This window comes from Novispirillum itersonii subsp. itersonii ATCC 12639 (genome assembly GCF_000381985.1).
Classification (GTDB): Bacteria; Pseudomonadota; Alphaproteobacteria; order Rhodospirillales; family Rhodospirillaceae; genus Novispirillum; species Novispirillum itersonii.
Map to the genome: position 1 here is coordinate 58,681 of NZ_KB907350.1, position 23,536 is coordinate 82,216.

The 23,536-nt window shown below is 64.2% G+C and carries 14 protein-coding genes; 4 read left to right on the forward strand and 10 right to left on the reverse strand.

Features of this window, described 5'->3' with window-relative positions; all coding sequences use genetic code 11:
• Nucleotides 1-112 precede the first annotated feature (112 nt).
• Both G365_RS23205 and G365_RS0116800 read right to left on the reverse strand, forming a co-directional pair.
• Nucleotides 113-817 carry a glycine zipper domain-containing protein gene (locus tag G365_RS23205; protein WP_019646701.1) on the reverse strand — a complete coding sequence of 235 codons (705 nt, stop codon included), beginning with the start codon at nucleotides 815-817 and terminating at the stop codon, nucleotides 113-115.
• Between the two features lie 77 nt (nucleotides 818-894).
• A complete protein-coding gene (locus G365_RS0116800; RefSeq protein WP_019646702.1) occupies nucleotides 895-2,460 on the reverse strand; it encodes a formylglycine-generating enzyme family protein in 1,566 nt (521 codons plus the stop codon).
• A gap of 219 nt (nucleotides 2,461-2,679) precedes the next feature.
• Between G365_RS0116800 and G365_RS0116805 the strand changes: the two genes are divergently transcribed.
• Nucleotides 2,680-3,051 carry a hypothetical protein gene (locus G365_RS0116805; RefSeq protein ID WP_019646703.1) on the forward strand — a complete coding sequence of 124 codons (372 nt, stop codon included), beginning with the start codon at nucleotides 2,680-2,682 and terminating at the stop codon, nucleotides 3,049-3,051.
• Here the strand turns inward: G365_RS0116805 and G365_RS0116810 are convergent.
• The 8 genes from G365_RS0116810 to G365_RS23210 all read right to left on the reverse strand — a co-directional run bounded on the left by G365_RS0116810 (nucleotide 3,048) and on the right by G365_RS23210 (nucleotide 17,176).
• Nucleotides 3,048-4,247: an FtsX-like permease family protein gene (locus tag G365_RS0116810; protein WP_019646704.1), complete on the reverse strand. Its 1,200-nt coding sequence runs from the start codon at nucleotides 4,245-4,247 to the stop codon at nucleotides 3,048-3,050. The genes G365_RS0116805 and G365_RS0116810 overlap by 4 nt on opposite strands.
• Nucleotides 4,244-4,978 carry an ABC transporter ATP-binding protein gene (locus G365_RS0116815; RefSeq protein WP_019646705.1) on the reverse strand — a complete coding sequence of 245 codons (735 nt, stop codon included), beginning with the start codon at nucleotides 4,976-4,978 and terminating at the stop codon, nucleotides 4,244-4,246. Before G365_RS0116815 ends, G365_RS0116810 begins: the two co-directional genes overlap by 4 nt.
• Before the next feature lie 22 nt (nucleotides 4,979-5,000).
• Nucleotides 5,001-6,962, reverse strand: a complete 1,962-nt coding sequence (locus G365_RS0116820) for a vWA domain-containing protein (RefSeq protein WP_019646706.1) — start codon at nucleotides 6,960-6,962, stop codon at nucleotides 5,001-5,003.
• A gap of 143 nt (nucleotides 6,963-7,105) precedes the next feature.
• On the reverse strand, nucleotides 7,106-8,224 hold the full coding sequence (locus tag G365_RS0116825) for a tetratricopeptide repeat protein (RefSeq protein ID WP_019646707.1): 1,119 nt from the start codon (nucleotides 8,222-8,224) through the stop codon (nucleotides 7,106-7,108).
• Nucleotides 8,214-10,919 (reverse strand): putative virulence factor, encoded by a 2,706-nt coding sequence (locus G365_RS0116830; protein ID WP_019646708.1) that lies wholly within the window; start codon nucleotides 10,917-10,919, stop codon nucleotides 8,214-8,216. Before G365_RS0116830 ends, G365_RS0116825 begins: the two co-directional genes overlap by 11 nt.
• A gap of 17 nt (nucleotides 10,920-10,936) precedes the next feature.
• A complete protein-coding gene (locus G365_RS0116835; protein ID WP_019646709.1) occupies nucleotides 10,937-13,945 on the reverse strand; it encodes a virulence factor SrfB in 3,009 nt (1,002 codons plus the stop codon).
• A gap of 10 nt (nucleotides 13,946-13,955) precedes the next feature.
• A complete protein-coding gene (locus G365_RS0116840) occupies nucleotides 13,956-15,467 on the reverse strand; it encodes an SrfA family protein (protein ID WP_155976344.1) in 1,512 nt (503 codons plus the stop codon).
• Between the two features lie 50 nt (nucleotides 15,468-15,517).
• Nucleotides 15,518-17,176 (reverse strand): VWA domain-containing protein, encoded by a 1,659-nt coding sequence (locus G365_RS23210; RefSeq protein WP_019646711.1) that lies wholly within the window; start codon nucleotides 17,174-17,176, stop codon nucleotides 15,518-15,520.
• A 317-nt stretch (nucleotides 17,177-17,493) separates the two neighbouring features.
• Here G365_RS23210 and G365_RS0116850 point away from each other — a divergent pair, with 317 nt between their 5' ends.
• From G365_RS0116850 to G365_RS22125, 3 genes are read left to right on the forward strand one after another with little or no spacing between them, the layout of a single operon-like run.
• Nucleotides 17,494-18,753 (forward strand): NHLP bacteriocin system secretion protein, encoded by a 1,260-nt coding sequence (locus G365_RS0116850; protein ID WP_026345450.1) that lies wholly within the window; start codon nucleotides 17,494-17,496, stop codon nucleotides 18,751-18,753.
• Complete coding sequence (locus G365_RS0116855) at nucleotides 18,753-20,954, forward strand: NHLP family bacteriocin export ABC transporter peptidase/permease/ATPase subunit (protein WP_019646713.1); 2,202 nt, start codon at nucleotides 18,753-18,755, stop codon at nucleotides 20,952-20,954. Before G365_RS0116850 ends, G365_RS0116855 begins: the two co-directional genes overlap by 1 nt.
• Nucleotides 20,954-23,527 carry an NHLP bacteriocin export ABC transporter permease/ATPase subunit gene (locus G365_RS22125; protein WP_019646714.1) on the forward strand — a complete coding sequence of 858 codons (2,574 nt, stop codon included), beginning with the start codon at nucleotides 20,954-20,956 and terminating at the stop codon, nucleotides 23,525-23,527. Before G365_RS0116855 ends, G365_RS22125 begins: the two co-directional genes overlap by 1 nt.
• The last annotated feature ends 9 nt before the right edge of the window (nucleotides 23,528-23,536 follow it).

The following is a 23,536-nucleotide window of genomic DNA, read 5'->3' on the forward strand; positions in this document are numbered from 1 at the left end:
TTTCACAAAACGGCCCTGGCAGAGATTCCGGATCGGCGCTTTCCGCGATGCGGGTACCGACCAAGGGTATCGTATCAGCCGGTCACACTGGAACGCCTGGAAATAGAAAAACTTAGCCTATCCGGGCAACCTGACGGCGCTGCATCAGGCCGTTGATATCCCCCTCAAGCTGGGCGATCTGCTTTTCCAGCGTCCCGATTTCCTTATCCATCGCCTGCATCCGTTTAGAGGATCCCTGCGTCTGGGCACGGGCCTGCACGTATTCGTCATGCTTTTCCTTCAGCTTTGCCAAAGTCTTCTGCATGTACTGAGTGTTTTCGTCGATACGCGCCAGTTCCTGCTTCGCCTTGTCCTTGCTCATCTGGCCGGAGGCGATCTTCTGATTCAGCGACTCAAGGGTCCGGCTGTCTTCAGCGATCACCTGACGGCTGGTGGCAATCATATCGGCAAGGCGCTGGTTATCCTTGCGGACATCGTCGGTCATTGAATCAAGACGAGCTTCCTCATTGGCATACTGTTCCTGCTTATCCGCAATATAGTAGCCGGTTGCCCCGCCCATCGCAGCACCGGCGGCGCACCCGATCGCCGCCCCCTGACCACGCTGACCGTTGCCCGCTGCCAGCAGACCGACCAGCAGACCGACCGCGCAGCCCGCGACTGCCCCTTCAACCACTGTCTGGTTAAAAGTATCGGCCTGCTCCCGCAGCCGCTTTTCCGCCGGAGACAGGTTTGCCTGATCAACACTGGATGTCGCGCAGCCCGCCAGAAACAGACTGGCGATCAGAACTGTCCCGATTCCCTTCCCAAAGCGCATCATTGTTTACTCCTGTTCCCACAATCCAGACCGGCTTTTGCAGTTTCAGCCGTGTCCCCGGCAGAACCCGGTTTCTCCGTTTACATCTTCACGTAATCATCCAGCCATTTCTGGCGGCTGACTTTATGGTCATCACGATATCCAAGCACATGCCCGGTATGCCGCTCCAGATACGGGACCAGATGGGCCAGACCCAGATTTTTCATTTCGGTGGCCAGAAGATCCCGCTGCCGTTTCAGGGTATCATCCCCATAGTCTTCAGCAATGCGTATCACCGTATCCGCATAATAGCGCAGGTTGTCATCCAGTGCCTTCTGGTTCTCCTGCACCTTCGCCTGATAATCCTTCGTCCGGTCGCTGTTGGGATCAGACGCCTTCTGGCTTTCGTACAGAGAGCGCAGGCGGTCAACCCACTTACCGTCATCGGCCAGCTTCTGTCCGAGAAATGCCCCCATCCGCAGGGCCGTGCGGGCCGCACGGTCACGCTGCTCATCCCGCAGGGCCAGATCAGCCCTCAAAGAGGCCTGCACCTGTTCCAGCCGCTTTTTCATTTCCGGGTCCGGAGCGGCTTTTGCCAGCACCGCCAGATCTTCAATCGGTGTCTCCGCCTGCTTGCCAAGCTGAACCCCCGGCCGGTCATCGGTCGCCGAGCTGGCCCCCAGCTTATCCCACGCCTGCTGAACAGCCTTCAGCTGCACCCCTGAGGTCAGCGACGGAACCGCCGCCACCACCCGGAAACCGGTGGTCTTGGATTTGCGGGCTCCAGCGTCATCAAAATACGGCACCTCCTGCCGCAGAGCCGTGCGGATGTCCTGCTCCCCGGTCAGATAATTGCCACCACGCACCACATACCCGCCAGCCTGACCGTGTGACCGGCCCAGTTTGTTCAGACGGAACGGCTCCAGCACCATTTCATCCACATTGCCAAGCATATCGTGGATCCCCAGCGGACCCGGATTGAGTAGACCCGTTAACTGTGGCTTTCCGTTGGCCGACTGCGTACCGGCAAACCAGACATACTTCGGCATCCCTTCCGGCATCGCGAACAGGCGCTCACCGAAGTCAGCGGGGGAGACCGAGGCCCCGCCCCGGGCCGCATATTCCCATTCCGCCTCGGTCGGCAGGCGGATATAGGCCGCCTCATCGCCTTCCTTCGGCAGGGCCTTCGCGGCATTCGTGCGCAGCCAGACCGAATAGCGTTCGGTAAACTTCACCGCGTCAAACCAGCCGATATCCGCCTGCGGCAACCGCTTCGGGACCGCAACCTTCGGGCAGGCCTCCGGCGTCTCGGCCATAACGGCTTCATACTGTGCCTGCGAAACTTCGTACTTGCCGATCAGATAGCTGCGCTGGTTTTTGCCGTCACTGAAACTACCGGCAATATATTCGGGATGCACCCCTTCGATTGATCCCCGGGCCGGATCGCCGCCGCCCAGCATGACCCGGGTATCGCCCAGCGGGCCGTCAGCCGGAACCGCCACACGGCGGAACACCATTGCCCCACCACAGGGCATTGGCAGGGTCACATCCTCCGCCGCCGGTTTCGGGTTGCTGATCTTGGCATCCCAGTCAGCGGCTGACGCCGTCACAGCCAGACCGCCGAGCAGAAAGATCCCTGCTGCCAGCCCTTTGAAACCCGCCTGCATGTCCGATCCCCTCTGACACAAATCCAGCATGAAGTGTGCGCATCATGCCCCGGATCACCTGTGGAAACAAACGCTTCCCAGCACCCTTTGCCCAAACAGTCGACTCCGGGACTAAAAAAGAGGATTTTTTTAAGATTCCGGGCAGGAACATTTAGCAACCGTCCGCACACCGCCTTTTTACAATGATGCCCGTTCTTTCAAAATAAAACCGGAAGCATCATGAGTACCCTCTTTCTCCGCAGTGCGGTTGTGTATGCCCTTTTCGGGATTATGCTGGGAATCCAGATGGCGGCAACCCAGCAGTTTGATGCCAGACCCGTCCACGCTCACGCCCTGCTGGCCGGATGGCTGTCGATGGCGGTGATGGGGGTGATGTACAAAGTGTTCCCGGCCCTGAAACACCGGGTTTTAGGCCCGGCGCATTTCTGGCTGCACAGCATCGGCCTGCCGGTGATGCTGGCAGGGGTCTTTGCCATTCATCGCGGGCAGGCTGATATCGGCGAACCGATCGCCGGGATCGGATCGATGGTTTTTGCCGTCGGCATTATCGCTTTTGCGGTTAATGTCTGGCGGCATGTCAAAGAGGATTAAATTTCCCGCAGGCTTTCCGCCGGGTCAATCTGCGCCACCTTCCGCGCGGCCCCGGCGGCGGCAAGCACCGCCAGCACAAGGGTCAGCACGATCCCGATGAGGTAATGGGCCGGATCAAGGCGGCAGACAAATTCTTCGCGGGCCAGTGTCCCGGCCAGTGTGGCGTTGAAAAAGGCGGCCGAAGGCCAGTACAGCAGCGATGACAGGGCCACCCCGCCGGCGGCCACCAGCAGCCCTTGCGTCACCGGCACCAAAGCCAGTGCCGTTCCGTCAAACCCCAGCAGACGCAGCAGGGCCAGATCCCGGCGTTTACGCTCCACCGCCGCCCACAGACTGGCCCCAAGCGACAGCAGAAACCCGATCACGGCCAACCCCAGCAGCAGGGACAGCACCCGGCTCAGGCTGCGATCAAGCAGACGGACGCTTTCAATCTCTGCCGCACGGGTCCGGACCTCCATTCCCTGCTGGCGTAACTGCTCCGCCAGCGGAGCGACCGCCTCCAGATCTGCGGCAAAAACCCGGGCGCTGGCAAACAGCCGGTCTGCCGCCGGTTTCTCCCGACCATCGCGCCAGTCTTCAGCCGCCACCAGAAAAGCCAGTGGCGCGAAGACTGCCGGACGGGAGAACAGCGCTTCCGGCACGACACCTGCAACGGTCAGGGACCAGCGCCGGACTTCCGTCTGGCCCTGCACAATGCGGCTGATCTGGCCGGTTACCGTGCTCCCCGCCGTCACCCCCAGAGTCGTGGCGGCACTCTGGCTGAGCAGAACAGTTCCGTCAGCCAGTGGCCGGGCACGCAGATCCGGCGGGATCAGAGGATCCCCCGGCGCGGTCGGCACCAGCTCAAGGCCGGGCTCAGCCTTCCCCGATGCCACCCGAACATCCAGTGTTGCCGCCAGCGACCGCGTCCGTGGCACCACAAAGCCGGTCCCCGGTTGGGCTGCCAGAGCTGAAAACCAGCCCGCATCAAGGCGATAACTGCCAACCACCACGACCTCACGGTTACGGGGGTCAGACAACAGGCGGGTCTGAAGTGTGGTGACAATCCCGGTTTTCAGCCCGAACAGCACCATCAGCGGCGTCATCACCGCCGCCAGCGCCACACACAGACACAGGGACACCTTCCAGTCATGCCGGAAATCCCGGCTGGCCAGCCGCACCGCCTGCCGGAAACCGGGCCTTACCGCCTGCGTCATCTTGCGTCCCCTGCCCCCGGCGGCACAAAACGCACCGTCTGGCCATTCTTCTCAAGAACCCCGGTCAGCACCGGCACCTGAAGACCGGCGATCCGCCTCTGATCGTGACTGACCAGAATCAGCGCCGCACCGCTGTCGACACTCAGGCCCAGCAGCAGGGCCAGCGCCCGGTCGGCGGTGGCCGGGTCCAGCGCCGCCGTCGGTTCATCGGCCAGCACCAGCGGCGGACGGTGCGCCAGTGCACGGGCCATCGCCACCCGCTGACGCTGCCCGATCGACAGCAGGCGCGGGGCCTTGGTCAGATGATCCTGCAGGCCAAGCTGTGTCACCAGATGATCATACCAGCCCCGGTCAACCGCCTGCCCCAGCAAACGCGGGGACAGACCGATGTTCTCGGCCACCGACAGATAGGGCAACAGCCCACCGGTCTGGAGAATGTACCCGACAGATCCCGCCCGCAGTGCCGCCAGACCGCTCTGACCCCGCGCTCCATCGGCCCACAGAGCAGAAACGTCCTGCCCCATCACCCGGAATGTTGCCGCTGCCGCCGGGCGCAGCACCAGCCCGAGAAGATCCAGCAGCGTGCTTTTGCCACATCCGCTCGGCCCGGTCACCGCCAGAGCCTGACCGGCCCCCAGCGACAGACCCGGTACCGTCAGGCGAAAGGCGCCGCGCTGCCCTGATAGACCCTTGATATGAAGGACAGGGGCATCGGTGCTTGTCTGCGTCATGCGGCGTCGCTCATGGCCCAACTCACGGCATCGCATCCAGCGGCACCGGATACACCGCTTCCCCGGCATCCGCTCCGCCATCCAGCGCCACCCAGCGGCTGACGTCATCGTGGTAGATCTGGTACAGCCGCAGCTTCCGTTGCAGTTCATCCAGGAAGACCTGCTGCTGCGAAATGCTCCAGCTCGACCAGGTCTCCTGATCCAGATCCAGAACTTTGCTGCGGTACGGCAGATCATCCAGATATTCCCCCATCAGGCCTAGATCGGCCAGTTTCTGGGCATTGGGGGAATTGATGGCGTTGGGATCGCGGCCCAGCGTCGCCGCTGCCGACCGCATCCGGGCGAAAAAGTCCTTCGGGGACAACTGAGCGGCCTGCCCGGCATCCAGAATACTTTTCACCACCTGCTGCATATCGGACAGCTGGTTTTTGGTCAGAAGCACCCGCACTTCGGTGGTCGCGACATCGGGTTTGACCAGATCTCGGTCGCTGATCCACGCCGAAAACAGCGGCGGGGCACGGGTTCCTTCGGTCCGGCCCAGCCAGGCCAGTTTCATGGCATGGCCCAGCAGGGCCGCATCATCCTTGACCTGATCGCCGCTGGCCTTGCTGGCCGACAGGGCAGACCCGGCGACCTCTTCCCCACGGGAGCTGGCGTTAACCTGATCGACAATCGCATCGGCCAGACTGTCGACAATCTTGCCAAAAGCATCAACCGAGCCGGATTCCACCGGATAATACAGCGGGTGGGGGACCAGCGGATGGGCTGTCAGGGCCTTATACTGGGCTTCAGCCTCAGCATGGTTGGCCTTCCCCTCCGGGGTCCGCAGATGCATCGCATACAGCGCCACGCCCCGATGCTGGGCTTCCAGACGCACCTGCTCGGCATCCAGCTTCGTGCCCGACAGCGGATCATTGCCGCGCAAAGCCCCGGCATCGGTGATCAGCACCACATAGCGGCCGCCGAAGTTAGCCCAGTCAACCTTATCCAGCGCCGTCATCACCCCGGCATAGGCATCTTCAGAAAAGCGGGCCGAAGAGGCAGTGGCCTGCCTGAGGCCGGAAACCTTCTCCAGAAACTCCTTCCCCGACTTAACCTGATTGGGGTCGGCATACAGGCGGGAGACGTATTCCAGCGCCGGAGTCTTATCAATGTTAGACCGGAACGCCACCATACCGAACCGTACCTTATCGGACAGACCGGCCTTCTCGATGCGGTCATAAATCCGCTTCACCGCGTCGCGGGTCCGGTCAATATACGGCCCCATCGAAATGGTGGAATCGATGACAAACACCACCGAAGCGGAAAAATTGCGCAGTCCGTTGGCCTTCGGCGCCTGTGCTTTATCGGCTTTGGCCTCCTGCTGCGTCACCGAGGCGACCTCCAGCAGCCGCATGCGGTGACCGCTGGCGGCAAAGGTTTCTTCCGCCGACAGAATCGGCAGCAGATAGAACTGTTTGTTCAGATCAACATAGGCTTCCGGCTCGATCGACACCACCGACGGATCATTTTTTCCCGACGCAATGGTTTTGCGCAGCGGCGCAAGGGTTGACCCCGGATCATCGGCATTGACCAGCGTCGCCAGCGTATCCCGGTCCTTAAACAGCAGGGAACGTTCACGCCCGGCCGGGTTGGTGAAGGCCAGCGTCATCTGCTGCTTCCACGGCAGGGTGTAATCAGCGGCAACCCAGCCGTCAGTCTGCCCCTTGGCAGTCAGCCCGACCTCAAGCCATTCCGCGCCGTTTTTCTGCACCCGGCCATAAACATACAGACGGGTCAGCGCCGGTTGCGGCTTGCCCGCCGCATCCGCCGGATCTTTACGGATCTGCGCCCCCGGACGGGTCAGCACCCGCTGATACAGGGTCTTCTTCCCTTCCATCAGCAACGGGGTCCGTGCCGCTTCCGCCGATGGTACACCCCATGCCCCGGCCAGCAGCACCGCCGCCACCAGACACGCTTTCCCCACCGACGATAACATGCGCATCGCTGCGTCTCCCGTTTCTGACTTTCGCATCTCGCCCCTTTTTACCCCACTCCCCCAAGGGTCGCAAAGGCTGTCTGGTTCATAGAAAGACACGGAGACAAACAGAAACCGGCCCGGGGGGTCCCTCCGGGCCGGTTCTTCTTTTACTTCAGCGCTGCTGCGGCCTCAGCATCTCCAGCATCGGCGGCTTTTTTCAGCCATTCCTTCGCCTTGTCGGTCTGCGGACCGCTGCCACCCGGCTCAAGAGACTTGAGGACCAGCCCCAGACGGCGCTGCGCTTCTACATTGCCCGCCTGCGCCGCCGGTTCGTACCAGAAAGCCGCCGTCTCGGCGTCAGCCTGCGGCAGCGGGCTGGCAGAGGCGCTCCACGTTGCCGGATCATACATCTTACCCAGCGCGAGACCCGCTTCCGGGTTCCCCTGCCGCGAGGCCTGCTGCCACGCCAGCATCGCCAGATCCAGCTTGCCCCGCGCCGTCAGATCCTTTGCCGTCGCCGTAATATCGGCCACTGCCGGATTGCCACCCAGATAACGGGCCAGATCTTCCCGGGTGTTGATCACCGAGGCCGGGGTCTGACCCGGCGCTGCCGTTTCCGCCGTCTTGTCGCCGCCAAGCAGACCGTCAAGCAGACCAAACTTCCAGGCCGCCGCACCCCCGCCGACAAGCAGCAGGACCAGCAGCCCGATCAGCAGCAGCGGAACCAGAGGCGACTTCGGCTTTTCCGGTTCCGGGTCACGCACCGGGGCAGCCAGCTCCGGCGGGTCATCCCGCAGCGGCGGGTCGATCATCTGCGGTTCCGGGGCAGATACCTGCGGCTCGGAGTCCACAATAACCGGTTCAGCAACCGGCGGGGGCGGCAGCGGGGCCGCAATCACCGGCTCAGGATTTTCCCCGCGGGCGAACGACGGCGGCAGGGGTTGCACCAAAGACAGTGACGACACCTCAGGCCCGGTGGCCCCATAGGTCACCATCATCCGCAGGCGGACGTTGTTGGGCAACTGGGCCAGCGGATCAAACAGGGTCGGCCCCAGAGGCACCACCGCCACTGCCCCATCCCAGCCAAGACTGGGCAGAATCTGCGACACCTCTTCGGGCTGCCAGGCACCACTGCTGGTCAGATACCGCCCACCCTGCTGGTTCTGGATGATCTTGACCGACAGCGGTTCCAGCGGATCAATATCCGGTGTCAGGCCGCTGATGCGCAGCAGACCATGGCCGGGGCCACGCCGGACGTCGGCGATCAGTTCACTCTTAAGCGGCATGATGACGGATCAACTCCAAAATCTGGCCCAGACGCTGGTTCTGTTCCGGGGTCAGTTCACTGCCAGCGGCATGCCCGGCATTGCCCATGGCAAGGCTGGTGAACGCATCCAGCCAGTCAAGAATATACAGGGCCGAATAGTTCATCGGCTGTGGCCCCAGCACCGGCAGAACATTGCTGAGCGGCGGAGGCGGCTGGAACAGCTTCCGCCCCGCCAGCCGGGATGACGCCGGGCGCTTGTCCAGCGGCAGAACCGTCTGGCCCAGCGTATCGATAAAGCCGTTCAGAACGGTCGAGACAACCGACACCTGCCGCCCGATCAGATCCCGGCGGGTTGCCCCGGCCCGGTCCTCTGCCTCGGCGAGCAGGGTGGTCAGCCGTTCTTCCAGCCGCAGACGCAGGGCGCCGGTGATCAGCTCATCCGTCACGGCCTGAAGGGTTGCCTCATCCAGCCCGAGGAAGCGATGCAGGGCGGCATCCTCGGGAATGGTCCGCAGGTGCCGCAGCCAGCCGGACATCACCGCCTGAGCGAACCGTGACGCCCGGTTGGCAGACTGGGTGATTTCCGCCGGCGGCGGCTCAAGCACCGCTTCTTCACCAAAGCCGGACAGGTCAAGCGACAGGAAGCTGCCACCGCCAAACGGCGACACCGGGGCTGCGGCCGCCTTCCCCGCAGCAGCGGGCGGCGGTACCTCCGGCTCCTCATCGGCTTTGCTGTACAGATCCCGGATGGTCCGGCCCGGCAGGTGCAGGGCATTCAGCAACTCGGCAAACAGGGCGGCACGGGCCGCCAGCGCTGCTGTCACCGTCTGCGCCACCTGCTGCTTCTGCGCAACCGCATCCGCCCCGTCAGCCCGGTAATAGCTGCCAAGCGCGGACTCCGTCAGACTGGTCTGAAGGTGGGTCACCTGTTCGGTGATCCGCGCCAGCTTCAGCTCGCGCCGGGCCACCTGCTCCAGATAGCCGGTCAGGCGGCCCATGCCGCCATCATCCAGCGCCATCATCGCGTCCCACGCCGCCGCCGGATCGGAGAAATGGCGGTTGACGCTGTCGTCACCGACAAAGGTATCCCGCATCTGGCCCATCCGGGTCTGCTGGGTCGAGACAATCTCAACCTCGCGACCCGTCGCGTCAGTGCCGATCACCCCGGCCGCCATCCCCGGTTTGCGGACCAGAAACAGATTGTTGAACGACTGACCCGGGGCCCACTTGTCCAGCCAGTCGAACTGCTCGAACTTCTCACGCAGGGTCAGGCGCATCATGCCGTGCCAGCCGGAGCGGATCAGATCCAGCGTCTCATCCGGGCGCGGGGCCAGACGGACGTCGAACATGGTGATCGCCCACACCAGCCCCGGCAGGCGGCGGGCGCGCTCTTCCGGCGTCGCCCCCTGCGTGGAGTTGATCCAGCTTTCCAGCGCCGGGCCAAGATCGTTGACGTCGGACTGTTTGTGGCAGGGGGTGCACATCACCAGAACGTTCATTTCCTGATCGTCGGTGTAGCGCTCGAACAGATAAGCGACCTTGCCACGCAGAATCAGTTCGGCAACCGGGTCGCGCCCCTCCAGCTTTTCCGCCACTTCCTTCAGGCTGGTCACCTTCAGGCGGCCACGGTAGCCGGGGAAATCGAGCAGATCGACCTGATCGAGCATCGGCGCCATCGGCGGGTCGGCCAGCTCAAACGTCATTTCCCGCGACAGGGCCGCCAGCAGCGAGCGGGCCAACGTCACCGGGGTCCCGGGGCCACCGTCAGGGCCGGTCAGCGGCACCAGCGACACCTGATCGGCATCATCCCGCCCCAGACGCGACAGCATATCGACGTTCATGATGCTGTCGGCCTGTGACAGCCCGCCGCCATCGGGGCGCACCAGCGCGCCCAGCTCGGCCAGAACGGTGGCGGCATGGCCGACCCGCTGCAACCCGTCGCGCAGACGCAGATAGGCCGCCGTCAGCTCGGGGATACTGCCCCACAGCAGACCGAACAGGGTGGCACGGTCCTGCGGGGCCAGACGCGGGGCCAGATCCATGGCCTTCGGCCAGAAGGTCGCCTGATAGGCCTGCATCGGAATCGGGAACCGCCGCAGGAAATAGTCCATCACATCGACCACATCCTCGGCTTCCATCCCCGGTGTGGGGGCAGGCTGCACCCGGCGGGCCAGATCGGCCAGCACCGCCTGCATATCCTCCGCCTTCGGGGCCAGAGCCGCTCTCTGATGGTCAAAGTCCATGAAGAAGGAGTTGCCGATAATCTTCAGCAGATCCGGCTCACTCAGCAGATCCAGCCGCACCGGAAATCCGCTGACCTTGCTGCGGTTCTGCCGGGTAAAGCGGGTGACGATGCCGGTGGCTTCCTTACCGCCGCCCGGCGGGTTGATGTGAGCGATGAAATTCAGGCGCTGCCCGTCCATCATCGTTTCCAACGATCCGCTCTCCGAGCGGGCCAACGCCGAAATCAGGTATGATTTACCCGCCTGCGACAGACCAAAGAAACCGACCGCCATCGGGCGGGAGGCCGCGCCTTGCAGCCGCCGTGCCAGCACCTTGCCACGGCGCAGACGCTCGGTCAGACCGGCGGCATCCCGCTCCAGACGCGGGCTGTCGGCCTTGGTGGCGCTGACCCAGTCAACACCCTGCCCGGTTCCGTCCACAATGGCCGCACAGCGCCCGACCAGAGCATCGGCAGAAACTGATCCTGTCATTTTCTCTTCCTCCCCCGTCAGCGCACAATGCTGCCGCTGTCCAGCCAATGGCTGGTTTCTCCGACCCCACGGGTCAGCAGCGTGCACAGCCGCATCGTCAGGGTATCCCGGGCCATGGTGGAACCACCGCGGCTGCTGATCTGTTTGATTTCAAGGCGGTCGATGCCCTTTTTCATCACCCGCCGCAGCGCCACTTCCAGCACCATCGGGCCGTCGCCGTCATCGGTCTGTACCGGTTTGTCCCCGTACAGGGTCGAACGGGCCTTCTGGTTGCCGGTATTGAACTCAATCAGATACAGCGGACTGGCCCCCCAGCGCGGCGAAGACAGCTGACGGAACCCGAGGTTCATCCGCCCGCGCACCTCAAACACCGTATCTTCCGGGAACGGCGTGTCAGGATTATCAAGATCGAGATCGGCGTAATAAACATCCTCGGTCTTGATGGTCTGGGCATGATCCATCAGACCGATGTTCCGCACGGTCGAGTAGAGCTTGAAGGTATTGGCGCGGAAGAAGAAGTTAGGGATACGCCCCTGCCCCAGCACGCACAGCATCGCCCCCACCGCCGCCGTGGTCTTGGGGTCAGCGATATGACCGTTGTGATGGAACGGATACCACACCCCGGTCCGGTAATTATGCAGCGGCACCACCCGCTCCGGCGGCAATGCCAGCAGCCCCCGGAACAGGGACTGCACCCCCGGCAGCCGCGACGGCCGCCCGGAGATCAGCAGCACATCGCAGTCATACAGATAAGCAATCTCGCACAGTGCTTTGATCGGTTTAACAATTTCCATCTGATCGGTGATGAACAGACGGTGCAGACGGTTCATGTCGACACTGACCGGCACCGACAGCAGATCGAACGGCACCGTGGTCACGCCAAGTACCCGGCGGACCCCGGCGGCAAAATACTCCAGCACCTCGGCTGACGGCTGATCACGCCCGGTCAGCAGACTGCCAAGGGTTTCCGTGCGCGGTTCGGCACCCTGACGGGGCTGGAACTGCTCGTATTCTTTCAGCAGGGTCAGACCGGCGGGATACAGGACCTGCAAGGCCAGCTGCTGGCGCAGGACCATATCCTGCACGATCCCGGCCTCTGCCCCGATCAACCGCGACAGCAGCGAGGCCGGATCCGCCACCCCAAAGGCAATCAGCGCCTGTTCCAGCGCCGGAACGATGATCTTCTGGATGGTGTCGTGAACAATATCGTCCCCGGCCACCTTGAAGCCGTCGCGGAACATCTGCTGCGGCAGAATATACACGTTGCCGCCGCTGCCGTTATCCAGCGTGTAATCGTTGATCACCAGATCGGTGGTACCGCCACCGATATCGATGGAGGCCACACGCACCCGGCGGTCATCCGCCGTTGCCCCGCCACGCGGACGGCGCAGGACCTTGAAGAAGTCTTCCGGGCGTCCGCCGAAATTGTTGGCACACTCAGAGTAAAGATAGACCACCTGCGCACAGGTCGCCTCATCCCACTGAATCCGCATCCCCGGCAGGGCGGGCCATGCCTTGTCGCGGTCTTCCTGCGTCTCCATCGGGCAAACATCCGGGTGCCAGCCCAACGCTTTCCAGACCAGCCCGACGGCCTGACGCAGCCGCTCCTCGAAGATCTGCCGCTCGGTGGTCGGCATCGACGGCGGGACGGTCAGGATCACCGTCCGCAGCTGACGCGGCAGATTGGCATGACTCATCTTCATCCGCTGTCCGGGACTGTTCATCTGGCACAGGGCCTGTACCAGCACCTCCGCCAGCATGAACGTCATCAGAGAACTGCGGCTGTAATGAGGGACAAACACCTGCAGCTGGTCTTCCGGCGGCAGGGTATGCAGGGCAACCCCTTCATCATTGATCAGGTCGCCGAACGGGGTGGCCGTCGCCAGCGGCTCGCTTTCCGCTTTGTTGAAGGCAACGTTGAAGCGCCAGCCGGGCTGATAAGGGGCCTCATCCCACAGGTACCGCTTGGGGCTGGACAGACCGGTGGACCCTTCAGTCCCCCGGCGGCGGGCTGCCAGACGCGCCGCTTCAGGGCCGACACGGGCAATGGTCGGCCACACGAAGGCATCGGCCCGACCGGACTGGACCGACTGTTCCACCTTGCCAAACGTCGCTTCGGCAAATTCAAGACGGCTCTCAAACGGCTCTTTATGCACAAAGTGCGGGCGGGTCAGGTCCCGCAGCTCCAGCTCATACCGGGTCTGCAGACCATCGCCCTGCTGCGGATGATCCTCGATCAGAATCCCAAAGGTGCGGGAGTTGCCGACATCCAGCACCATATCGACCGGAATCGGGCGATGGATGTCATTCGGGCGGTTCGACAGCAGCCGGATGCGCGGCGGCGCGGCCTTGGCCCCCAGCAGCCACAGCATATTCAGATAATGGGCAAAATACTTATGCTGGCGGGCATTTTCAGCGATGTCATCAACATCCAGCCGGGCCAGAGCCTCAGCCTCGCTGACCTGCTGGCGCAGCCAGTCCGTCACCCATTTCTGTTCGCAGAACCACGCCGCATCCTGCCCCCGCCATGCCAGCTCAAAGCGGGCACCGGATTCCACATCTTTCAGGCTGGGGGTGAGGTACGCCGCACCGGCCACCTCAGTATCATAAACCGTGGTGTCAAACGCCAGCACCACCCGGTGGGTATGCCCGTCGCGGTCTTCGCCCGGCTGCAGGGCAACAATCCGTGCCCGCGCCCAGTTGGCCGGTCCGCGCGCGAAGGTGTCACCCTGCCGCAGCATGAACGGCACCGGCAGCCAGACGTCGGACAGCAGCTTCAGGGTATCCGCCACCCCGGTTTCCAGCACTTCCGCCGGGGTGGTCAGCACCCGGGTGGCGGGATGGACAAGGCCACCCCGGACCGGATCATCCTCCAGCCGGACCAGCGCCGGGCTGCCTTCGATCCGCGCGAACTGCCCCGGCACCTCCTTCTTCAGATCCAGCGTCAGGCCAAAGTCCATAAACTGGACTCCGGTGCGCATGATCAGAGTGGCGTCTTCCTCGAAGCGGATTACTTCTGCCAGCATCCCCGGTTCCTCACTGCCCAATCACCACATCAAACTTACTGCCATCGGAATTGGTGCCCTTACAGGACGCCCGTCCGTCAGCCCCCGGTACACAGTCAACCTTGGCTTTGCCAAAACCGCCGCCATCCGGGCAGACCGCATCCTGAAGATCGATCTGCATCTGCTTCCCCTGCATCGACGCCTGCGCCGGGGCCTGACAGACCGTACCGTCATGCCGGGTCACCGCCGCCGTGCCTTTACCGTTCTCAAACGTATATTCCATTTCCACCGGCAACCCGGTGGCACTGTCCACCAGCCCGGTGCGCGACCGCCACTTACCGTTCAGGAAGTCCATGTTGCCATTGGCCCCGGCATCAGGGGGCAGAACCAACGGCTTCAGCGGCTCCTGCCCCGGCTTTTTCGGATCAACGGGTTTCTGATTGGCCTGCTGATCCGGCTTGGGCGGGGTTACCGGCTTCTGATCCTGCGGATTGGCTTCCGGTGACAGCTTCTTTGGGTCAACCGGTTTCTGCTCCGGCGGCTTCTGGTCCTGCGGCTTGGTTTCAGGCGGCTTCGGCGCATCCGGTTTCTGAGGATCCGGCTTCACGTCAGGCGCTTTCGGATCCTGCGGCTTCTTTGCATCAGGCATCAGATCCGGCGCGGTGATCTTCGGGTCCGGCAGCACCGTACCGTCCGGGCCGACAATGCCAACCCCGGGGATCACCGTGCCCGGCACCACATCGGGCAACACCATGCCCGGCACGACCTTTTTCGGGTCAACCGGCAGATCGGGCTTTTTCTCCGGATCCGTGCCCAAGGTCAGGGGACCGATCCCCGGAAGATCAAGAACCACCGGGGTCGCGCATCCACGCAGCAGGAACAAAAGCAACAGCAGAAGGAGCAGCAGCGGCAACAGCCACAGCAGCCAGCGCCACCACGGCCGACGGGGTTCTTCCTCCACCACCGGCGGAGGAACCGCAGCAGCAGCGGCAGCCGCCACAGGGGCAACAGGCGGGGGAGCCGGGCGGGTCAGCACCAGATCACGGATGGTATCCGCCGCAGACGGCGCATTGATATGGGTAAATCCCCAGAAGGTAACGACGGGCAGCCCGTCCACCAGATAGATATGGCCGTCATCGGGGATCTGCAGACCGAACGGCAACAGGCGGATAAATACCTCCTGATCCTTGCTCGGTGCCGTCACTTTCGACAGGTTTTCCGCCAGCTGGGTTGCCCGGGCGAGCAGCTTTTCGCGCGCGGCCTGCAACAGCGGCAGGGCGTCCTGCTTCTCCTCAAACGAGGCAGAGGACCATGGCACCACCATCGACCCTTTTTCGGCGTACCAGTCGATCGTATCACCCCGCTCGTTGATCTGCGGGATCGCCATCAGGGCAGCGACATCTTCCCCCAGCTGACGGCGGATGGTGGCCCGCAACTGCGGCGCAGACGCGAATACCGGGCTGCCAACGCTCCCCAATGCGTTGAAATCCCGCAACATTCCCGTCCGTAGCAACGGCCCGGCGACGGCTGGACGACCCGACATGCTCTCACCCTCCAAAAAGCCAACCCATCATTACAGTCACATCCGTCCGCTCAGGGGCAGCCGGGGGGACGTGGGGCCTGATCCGTGGCCCGCAGCATCAGATCATCCCAGTTTTCGCCTTCGCGGGGCTTCAGAACGCGCCCGCCGCTGATTTCCGCCATGCACTTGCCAGTGCCGGAACCGTCAACGGAAATAACGTTGATCTTCAGATTCGGCTTTTTCTGCTTCAGGGCCCGGGCCACCGCACAGGGGTCCCCGCCGCAGCTGTCTTCGCCATCGCTGACCACCACAATCGTCCCCGGAACGGAAACGCCGTCGATCATGTTCCCGGCCCGTTCCAGCCCACGGGCCAGCGGTGTGCCTTCCTGCGTCTGGATTTTCTGAACCTGCGCCACCATCTGCGGACGCTCGGCATTGCTGAAGAATTTGTAGTTGTCCGTGCCTTCGCAACGGCCGAAGACCAGCAGCCCGAGATCAACCTCCGGCGGAATGGTCCGGGTCAGATCCGCGACGGAGTCCTTCGCCACTTCCAGACGGCTGCCCTTGCCGCCGGTCAGACGGGCCCGGGCCGCAGGATCCCCCATTGCCGCCTTCTGGGCGAGTGCCCGGGCGTCGGCATTGTTGAGGGTCGCAGGCAGGCCCATACTGCCCGAGGCATCCAGCAGGATCGCCACTTCCGGCTTTTCCCACGGCTTGGCCGTAGGCGGGCAGGCCTGTGCCTGCTTCGGCTCTTCCTTCGGGGGCGTCGGCTTGGGGGCCTCAGTCTTCGGCGGCTCAGGCTTCGGGGGCACGGGCTTCGGCGGTTCCGGCTTCTTTTCCGGCTTCGGCGGCTCGGGCTTGACCGGCTCGGGCTTCGGCTCTTCCTTCGGCGGTTCGGTCTTTACCGGCGGAAACGGATCCGGCTCCTTCGGCAGCTCTTTCGGCAACACCTCAGGTACCGGACAGGCATCCAGCCGCTTCTGCAGTTCTTCTTCCGCCTTGCGGATCTTTTCCTTCAGATCGGACAGATCCTCCGGCGTCTTCGGCTCTTCTGCCTTAGGCGGTTCTTCTTTTTTCGGCTCCGGCGGCGGCGGTTCCTGACAGAAACGCAGGAAGTACAGGATCCCCGCCAGCAACAACAGCAACGGCAGCAGCCACAGCAGCCAACGCCACCACGGGCGGCGGGCCGCAGGCTGCTCTTCTTCCGCTGCCGCAGCAGAGGCCGGGGCCGCCACAGCCGCAGCTGCTGCCGCCGGAACAGCCATTGCAGCCGCAGCCGGCATCGCCGCTGCCGCAGGCAGGGCGCCATGGCAGCCCCAGCCGACCATCACCGGTTCGCCATTCTGCACATAAATCTGTTCAGGGGCGGGCTCCACCGCCATCCGGGTCAGCCGGTCAGCATTGGCGCTATCCCCGGTCTGCCCCAGACGGGTGGCAATCGCCTGTGTCTGCTCCAACCGTTCGCGCAGCCGGGTCAAGACCGGCGCCTGCTCCGCAGCCCCCAGCGAGGCCAGCGGCACCGGCTGCCCCGGCAGGGACGAACACCAGTCGATCGACTGGCCATCCGCCGTCGGGACAGGCTCGGCAAACAGGGCGACGGTAATATCCGGCAGAAGACGCGCCAGCAACGGGCGGATCGCCGGGTACCCCAGACTCAACGGCTGCCCTGCCGCGTCCATGGCGGCATACTGATGGGCAGGCAGACGGCAAAGACGCAGACGGGTGGCCATGGCGCCCCTTACAACTGGGAGAGAAACCGGCAACAGACGGAAACCGGGCCTGACAGGACCGGCAGAGGAAGACTCACCATTGGGTTGCTTACCAGATGCAGGGCCTGAAGACCAGTTCGCCGTTAAGGGTACCGGATGAACGCGCCGTATTGAGACTTGATAATCCACGGCCTTTCAGTCAGACCGTTAAATGGATTGCGACTCCGCAGCATAATCAACGGGGATTGAACAACCACCCCGCCGGTTTGACCGCCACGGCGGCAGTCTGTTTCCCTGTCCTGCTTCCAACCGGCTCTGATCCCTTCACCGAGGCCACGATGACACGTCAGGTTTTCCGGCAGGCCGCATTGGACCGGCTGGCTTCCCCCGAGCAGCTTGACCGGCTGGTGACCCTTACCGACCCGCGCGGCTGGATTGCCCTGTCCACCGTTGCCGTTCTGACTGCAGCGACCATCCTGTGGGGCTTTCTCGGTACGCTGCCGACCACCGTCAAAGGACAGGGAATTCTGCTGTCTGAAAAAGGCCGCCTCAGCGACGCGATGGCTCCGGCAGCAGGCACACTGGCCAGCATTCTGCCTGCCGTCGGGGACACGGTGACCGAAGGCCAGACCATTGCCCGGATCAGTCAGGGCAATCTGGTGCAGCAGATCCGCAATCTCGATGACCTGATCGCGGAACGTCAGGCCGAGCTGGCCCGCCGGAAAGAAGGGTTCGCCCGCGAGCAGACAATCAAGCAGCGCAACCTCGACCAACGCCGTCAGGCCCTGTCCCAGACCGTGGATGCCGCCAACCAGCATGCCGGATACCTGCAATCGCTGCTGACCCAGCTGGAACAGATGGCGGCACAGGGCATCTCCACCCGCCAGCGGGTTCAGGAAACCCGGACCGAACTATCCAAAGCCCAGCGCGAGGCCGCCAGTGCCCGCTCTGACCTGCTGAGGCTGGATGCTGAGGCGCTGGAAACCAAACTGCGGCAGGACAGCGAGCTGACCGAACTGGAAGCCCGCCTGAATGATGCCAGCCGCCAGAAACGGGAACTGAGCGCCCGTCTGGATGAACAGTCCGTCGTCACTGCCCCGGCCACCGGGCGGGTGATTGAGGTCAAGCGCTCAGCCGGATCGGTGATCGGCGTCGGGGAACCGGTGCTGACCATCGAAAGCGGCAGCACCCGCCTGAAAACGGTGGTATTTGTCGGCACTGAGGACGGCAAGAAGGTCCGTCCCGGCATGACCGTGCGGATCACCCCGGACACCGTCAAAAAAGAAGAATGGGGCAGCCTGACCGCCACTGTCCGCGATGTGTCGGAATTTCCGGTCACCACCACCGGCATGGCCGCCATTCTGCCCAATCCCGGCCTGATCGAGCTGCTGGCCAAGAAAGGCGCCCCCTATGCGGTGGAGGTGGATATGGAAACCAACCCCGCCAGCCCCAGCGGCTACCGCTGGACCTCGGGCCGCGGCCCCGACATGGTTCTGACCTCCGGCACCACGGTTAAGGCCGACGTGACGGTGGAGCGCCGCCGCCCGATTGATCTGGTGCTGCCTGCCCTGCGCAAACTGACCGGCGCGATGCCCTGATGATGGCCGGTTTCTCCCTCTCCTCACTACGGGCCCGGTGGCAACGCCTGTGGTCTGGCCGCAGCGGCAACCGCCGCGCCCGCACCCCGAGCATCCTGCAGATGGAGATGGTGGAATGCGGGGCTGCCTCTCTGGCCATGGTGCTGGCCCATCACGGGGCCTGGGTGCCGCTGGAACAGCTGCGGGAAGAGTGCGGCGTCTCACGCGATGGCAGTAAAGCCTCCAATGTGCTGAAGGCGGCACGACGGCACGGTCTGGCGGCCAAAGGCTTCCGTAAAGAGGTCCACCAGCTTGATGAGGTGCCGGTCCCGGCGATCATCCACTGGAACTTCAACCACTTTCTGGTTTACGAAGGCCGGAAGGGCGAAACCCATTTCCTTAACGATCCGGCCAAAGGGCCGACCACGGTGAAAACGGCGGAAGTCGAGGAAGCCTTCACCGGGGTGGTCCTGACATTCTCCCCCACCGATGACTTCACCCGCAAAGGCACCCGCCCGTCGCTGATGCCCGCCCTACTGCACACCCTTAGCGGGTCCGGCGGGGCAGTGGCGCTTGCCCTGCTGGCCAGCCTGCTGCTGGTTGTGCCCGGTATTCTGCTGCCGACCTTCTCGAAAGTCTTCATCGACAGCGTGCTGGTGGCACGGATGGAAGACTGGCTGCGCCCGCTGTGTCTGGGCATGGCGATGACCGCACTGGTGCGGCTGGTCCTGACCACCATCCAGCAGACCACCCTGCTCAGGCTGGAAGCGCGGCTGGCCTCGGGGATCGCCGGGGAATACCTGCGCCGTCTGCTGGCGTTGCCGATGGCGTTCTTCCTTCAGCGGCAGCCCGGGGATCTGGCCGGGCGCGTCGCCGCCGGGGACCATATCGCCCGGCTGATGTCCGGAGAACTGGCGACAAACGCCTTCAATGCCCTGTCGCTGCTGTTTTTCGCCATCGTGATGGTGCTGTATGATCCGCTGCTGGCGGCAATCGGCATCGGGCTGGCCTCGCTGAACGTTTTTGCCCTGCGGCGCATCAACCGCAGGCGGGAAGAACAGTCCGGGGCCATGGCAATGGCACAGGGTAAGCTGGCCGCCGCCACCGTCGGCACCCTGACCGCCATCGAAACCATCAAGGTCAACGGGCTGGAGCAGGAAGCCTTCGCCCGCTGGTCCGGCTATCAGGCCGGGGCCCTTGGTACGACCCAGACATTTGCCCTGTCCTCAGCCCTGCTGGGGGTATTGCCTTCGGTCCTTTCCGGCCTGACCACCGCCCTGATTCTGGGGGTCGGCGGATACCGGGTGATGTCGGGTGACCTGACACTGGGCGGGCTGGTCGCATTTCAGACCCTGATGTCCAGCTTCTCGACCCCGGTCGCCAAACTGATGCAGCTGGGCGGTAACCTGCAGGCCGCACGGGCTGACCTGACCCGGTTGCAGGACGCCTTCCGGTATCCGCTGCCCACCCCGGTTGATCACAGCGCCGCCGATGCGACGCCCCCGGCAGGCAGTCTGGAATTCCGGTCTGTCACCTTCGGCTACAGCCCGCTCGATCCGCCGCTTCTCGACGGTATCAGCCTGACCGTGCGCCCGGGGCAGCGTGTGGCGCTGGTCGGCGGCTCCGGCAGTGGCAAAAGCACGCTCGGGCGGCTGGCCGGGGGGCTTCTGGCCCCCTGGAGCGGAGAGATCCTGCTGGACGGTCAGCCGCTGACCGCCCTGTCACCGGACCGCACTGCCGCCACCCTTGGCTATGTCGATCAGGATATCTTTCTGTTTGAGGGCAGCGTGCGCGAGAACCTGACCCTGTGGAACCCCAACGCCGATGATGCCGATCTGGTGCAGGCGCTGGCCGATGCCGAAATCCTGATGGATGTGCAGGAACGCGGCGGTCTGGACGACTGCCGGATCAGCGAAGGCGGCAGCAATTTCAGCGGCGGACAGCGCCAGCGGATCGAGCTGGCCCGCGCCCTGTCCACAGACCCCGCCCTGCTGGTGCTTGACGAGGCGACCTCGGCCCTCGATCCGGCAACGGAAAAGGCCGTTGATGACAATCTGCGGCGGCGTGGCTGCACCTGCCTGATTGTCGCCCACCGCCTGAGCACCATCCGCGACTGTGACGAGATCATTGTCCTGCACCATGGCCAGATCATGGAGCGGGGACGGCATGAGGAGCTGATGGCCCGTAACGGCGACTACGCCCGCCTGGTGGGAACGATGTGATGACGGACAGCTCTCCCCAGACCCGTGACATTCTGCTGACCGGCGCTGACGGCCCCGGATGGGGTCTCCGTCAGGGCCGGGCCGATGTGTTTGCTGTCTCGCCCGGCGGGCGGCGGTTATATCTGTTCTCGGTGGAAACCGGCGACACCCTCTCCCCCCTGCCCGATACCCTGCCGCCGGTGATCGCGGTGCCCGCCCTTGATGCCGCCATCCTGCCGCTGACCGACCGCCTGCCCGAACCGTGGGAGCCCCGGTTTTCCGCCGTCCTCCCCGGTGTTTCCGCCGGGGATCCGGCCTTTCTGCACGCGCTGGCCGAAGCCCTGCGCACCCGGCTGGCCCAGCGCGATGCCCGGGCCACCGAGCGTCAGGACGGGCGGCAGCAGGCGGCAGACAGCGGACTGGCGGATGGTTTCCGGGCGATTGCAGCAGCCATCGCCGCCCGCCCGGCCCCGCCACCATCACTGGCCGAGGCCGGGGCCGGGGCCGACCCCGAAGGAACTCTGTATGCACTGGTCCTGCACGCGCTGAGCGTTCCGGTGCCACCACCGCGCCCCGGCCAACGGAATCTTTCCGCACAGGAACGGCTGAAACAGGCCGGTGTCCGCCTGCGCCCGGTCCAGCTGCGCGGCCTGTGGTGGCGGACTGCCTACGGCCCGATGCTGGCCCGCCGTGATGACCGCACGGTTGCCCTGATCCCCGGTCAGGGCGGTCATTATCTGCTGCATGATCCGGCTCTGCCCGCCCCGCAGCCGGTGACGGCAGAGCTGGCGGAAACCCTGTCCGCCAATGCCGATCTGGCCTATCCCCGCCTGCCGCTGCGCCTGTCGTCATGGGGTCAGGTGATCCGCTTTGCCTTTGCCGACGGTGGCCCGGACCGGCGGACAATGATCCTGATCGCCGCGGCCGGGGCAGCCCTGTCGTCTGCCGTTCCGGTAGCCTCCGGCTGGCTGTTTGAACATATCATTCCCGCCGCGGCGCTCAGTGACCTGTGGCAGATCGCCGCCGCGCTGATCCTGATGGCTTTGGGGGCCGGGGCCTTTGAGGCAGCCCGCGCCCTGCTGCTGGTACGGATGGAAGGCCGGGCCGACTGGCGGACCCAGTCGGCCCTGTTTGACCGCCTGCTGCGGCTGCCGGTCGGTTTTTTCAAGGCTTATACCATCGGGGATCTGACGGACCGCGCCCTCAGCGTCCATCATGCCCGTTCCCTGCTGTCTTCGGCGGTGCTGGGGGGGATGGTCGGCATGCTGGTCGCCCTGCCCAGTCTGGGGCTGCTGTTTGTCTATCATGTCAAGCTGGCCTGTGTGGCGCTGGCACTGGTGCTGACCGGCTGCGGGGTGATCGCCGTCACCTCATCCCGTCAGGTCCGGCACGAGGCGATGAAACTGGCGCAGGCCGGGCGGGTACAGGGGCTGGTGCTGCAATTGCTGAACGGCATCGCCAAACTGCGGGTCTCTGCCGCAGAACGGCGCGGACTGGGGGCGTGGGCCAGTGCCTATGCCCGGCAGCAACAGCATCTGGTTGCCTCGCAACGCTGGGCAAACCTGACAGAGATCTTTCTGTCCGGCTTCCCACTGCTGTGTTCTCTGGTGATTTTTGCCTGTACCGCATGGTTTCTGAAAGACGCCCTGACGGCACAGGCGACCGCGCCGGACCCGGCGAAAGCCGCTGCGGCCATGAGTACCGCCGATTTTATCGCCTTCAACACCGCCTTCGGGCAGTTCATCGGGGCGATGACCTCCGGCGTGCTGGCCCTGACCGGGGCGCTGGGGGCAATCCCCTATCTGCAACGGGCCCGGCCGATTATTGAGGCCGTCCCGGAGTCAACCGGCCAACGCCGTGACCCCGGCACACTGAAAGGCACCATCGAAGCCTCCGGCCTGTCGTTCCGCTATGGCCCCGGTGATCCGCTGGTGCTGGACCGGCTGTCATTCCGCATCGAGGCCGGGCAGTTTGTGGCCATCGTCGGGGCTTCCGGCAGCGGAAAATCAACCCTGCTGCGCCTGCTGACCGGCTTTGAAATCCCTTCGGAAGGCGACCTGCGGTTTGACGGTCAGCCGCTGGAAACGCTGGATGTCGATATCCTGCGCCGCCAGATGGGCGTGGTGCTGCAACATGGCCGGGTGATGAGCGGCAGCGTGCTTGACAACATCGTCGGCACCTCCGGCCTCGGGCAGGATGAGGCATGGGATGCCGCCCGCATGGCCGGTCTCGACAGCGATATTCAGGCAATGCCGATGGGCATGCATACGGTCCTGCCCGATGGCGGGGCCAGCCTGTCCGGCGGGCAGCGGCAGCGGCTGCTGATCGCCCGCGCTCTGGTCCGCCGTCCGGCGATGCTGCTGCTGGACGAGGCCACCAGTGCGCTGGATAACCTGACGCAGGCCGTTGTTTCCGAAACCCTTTCCGGCCTGACCGCCACCCGGATCGTGGTCGCCCACCGCCTCAGCACCATCCGTCACGCCGACCGTATTCTGGTGCTTGACGGCGGGCGGCTGGTCGAAGATGGCCCCTATGACGCCCTGATGGCACAGAACGGGGCCTTTGCCGCCCTCGCCCGCCGCCAGCTTCTGTAACGCTCTCTC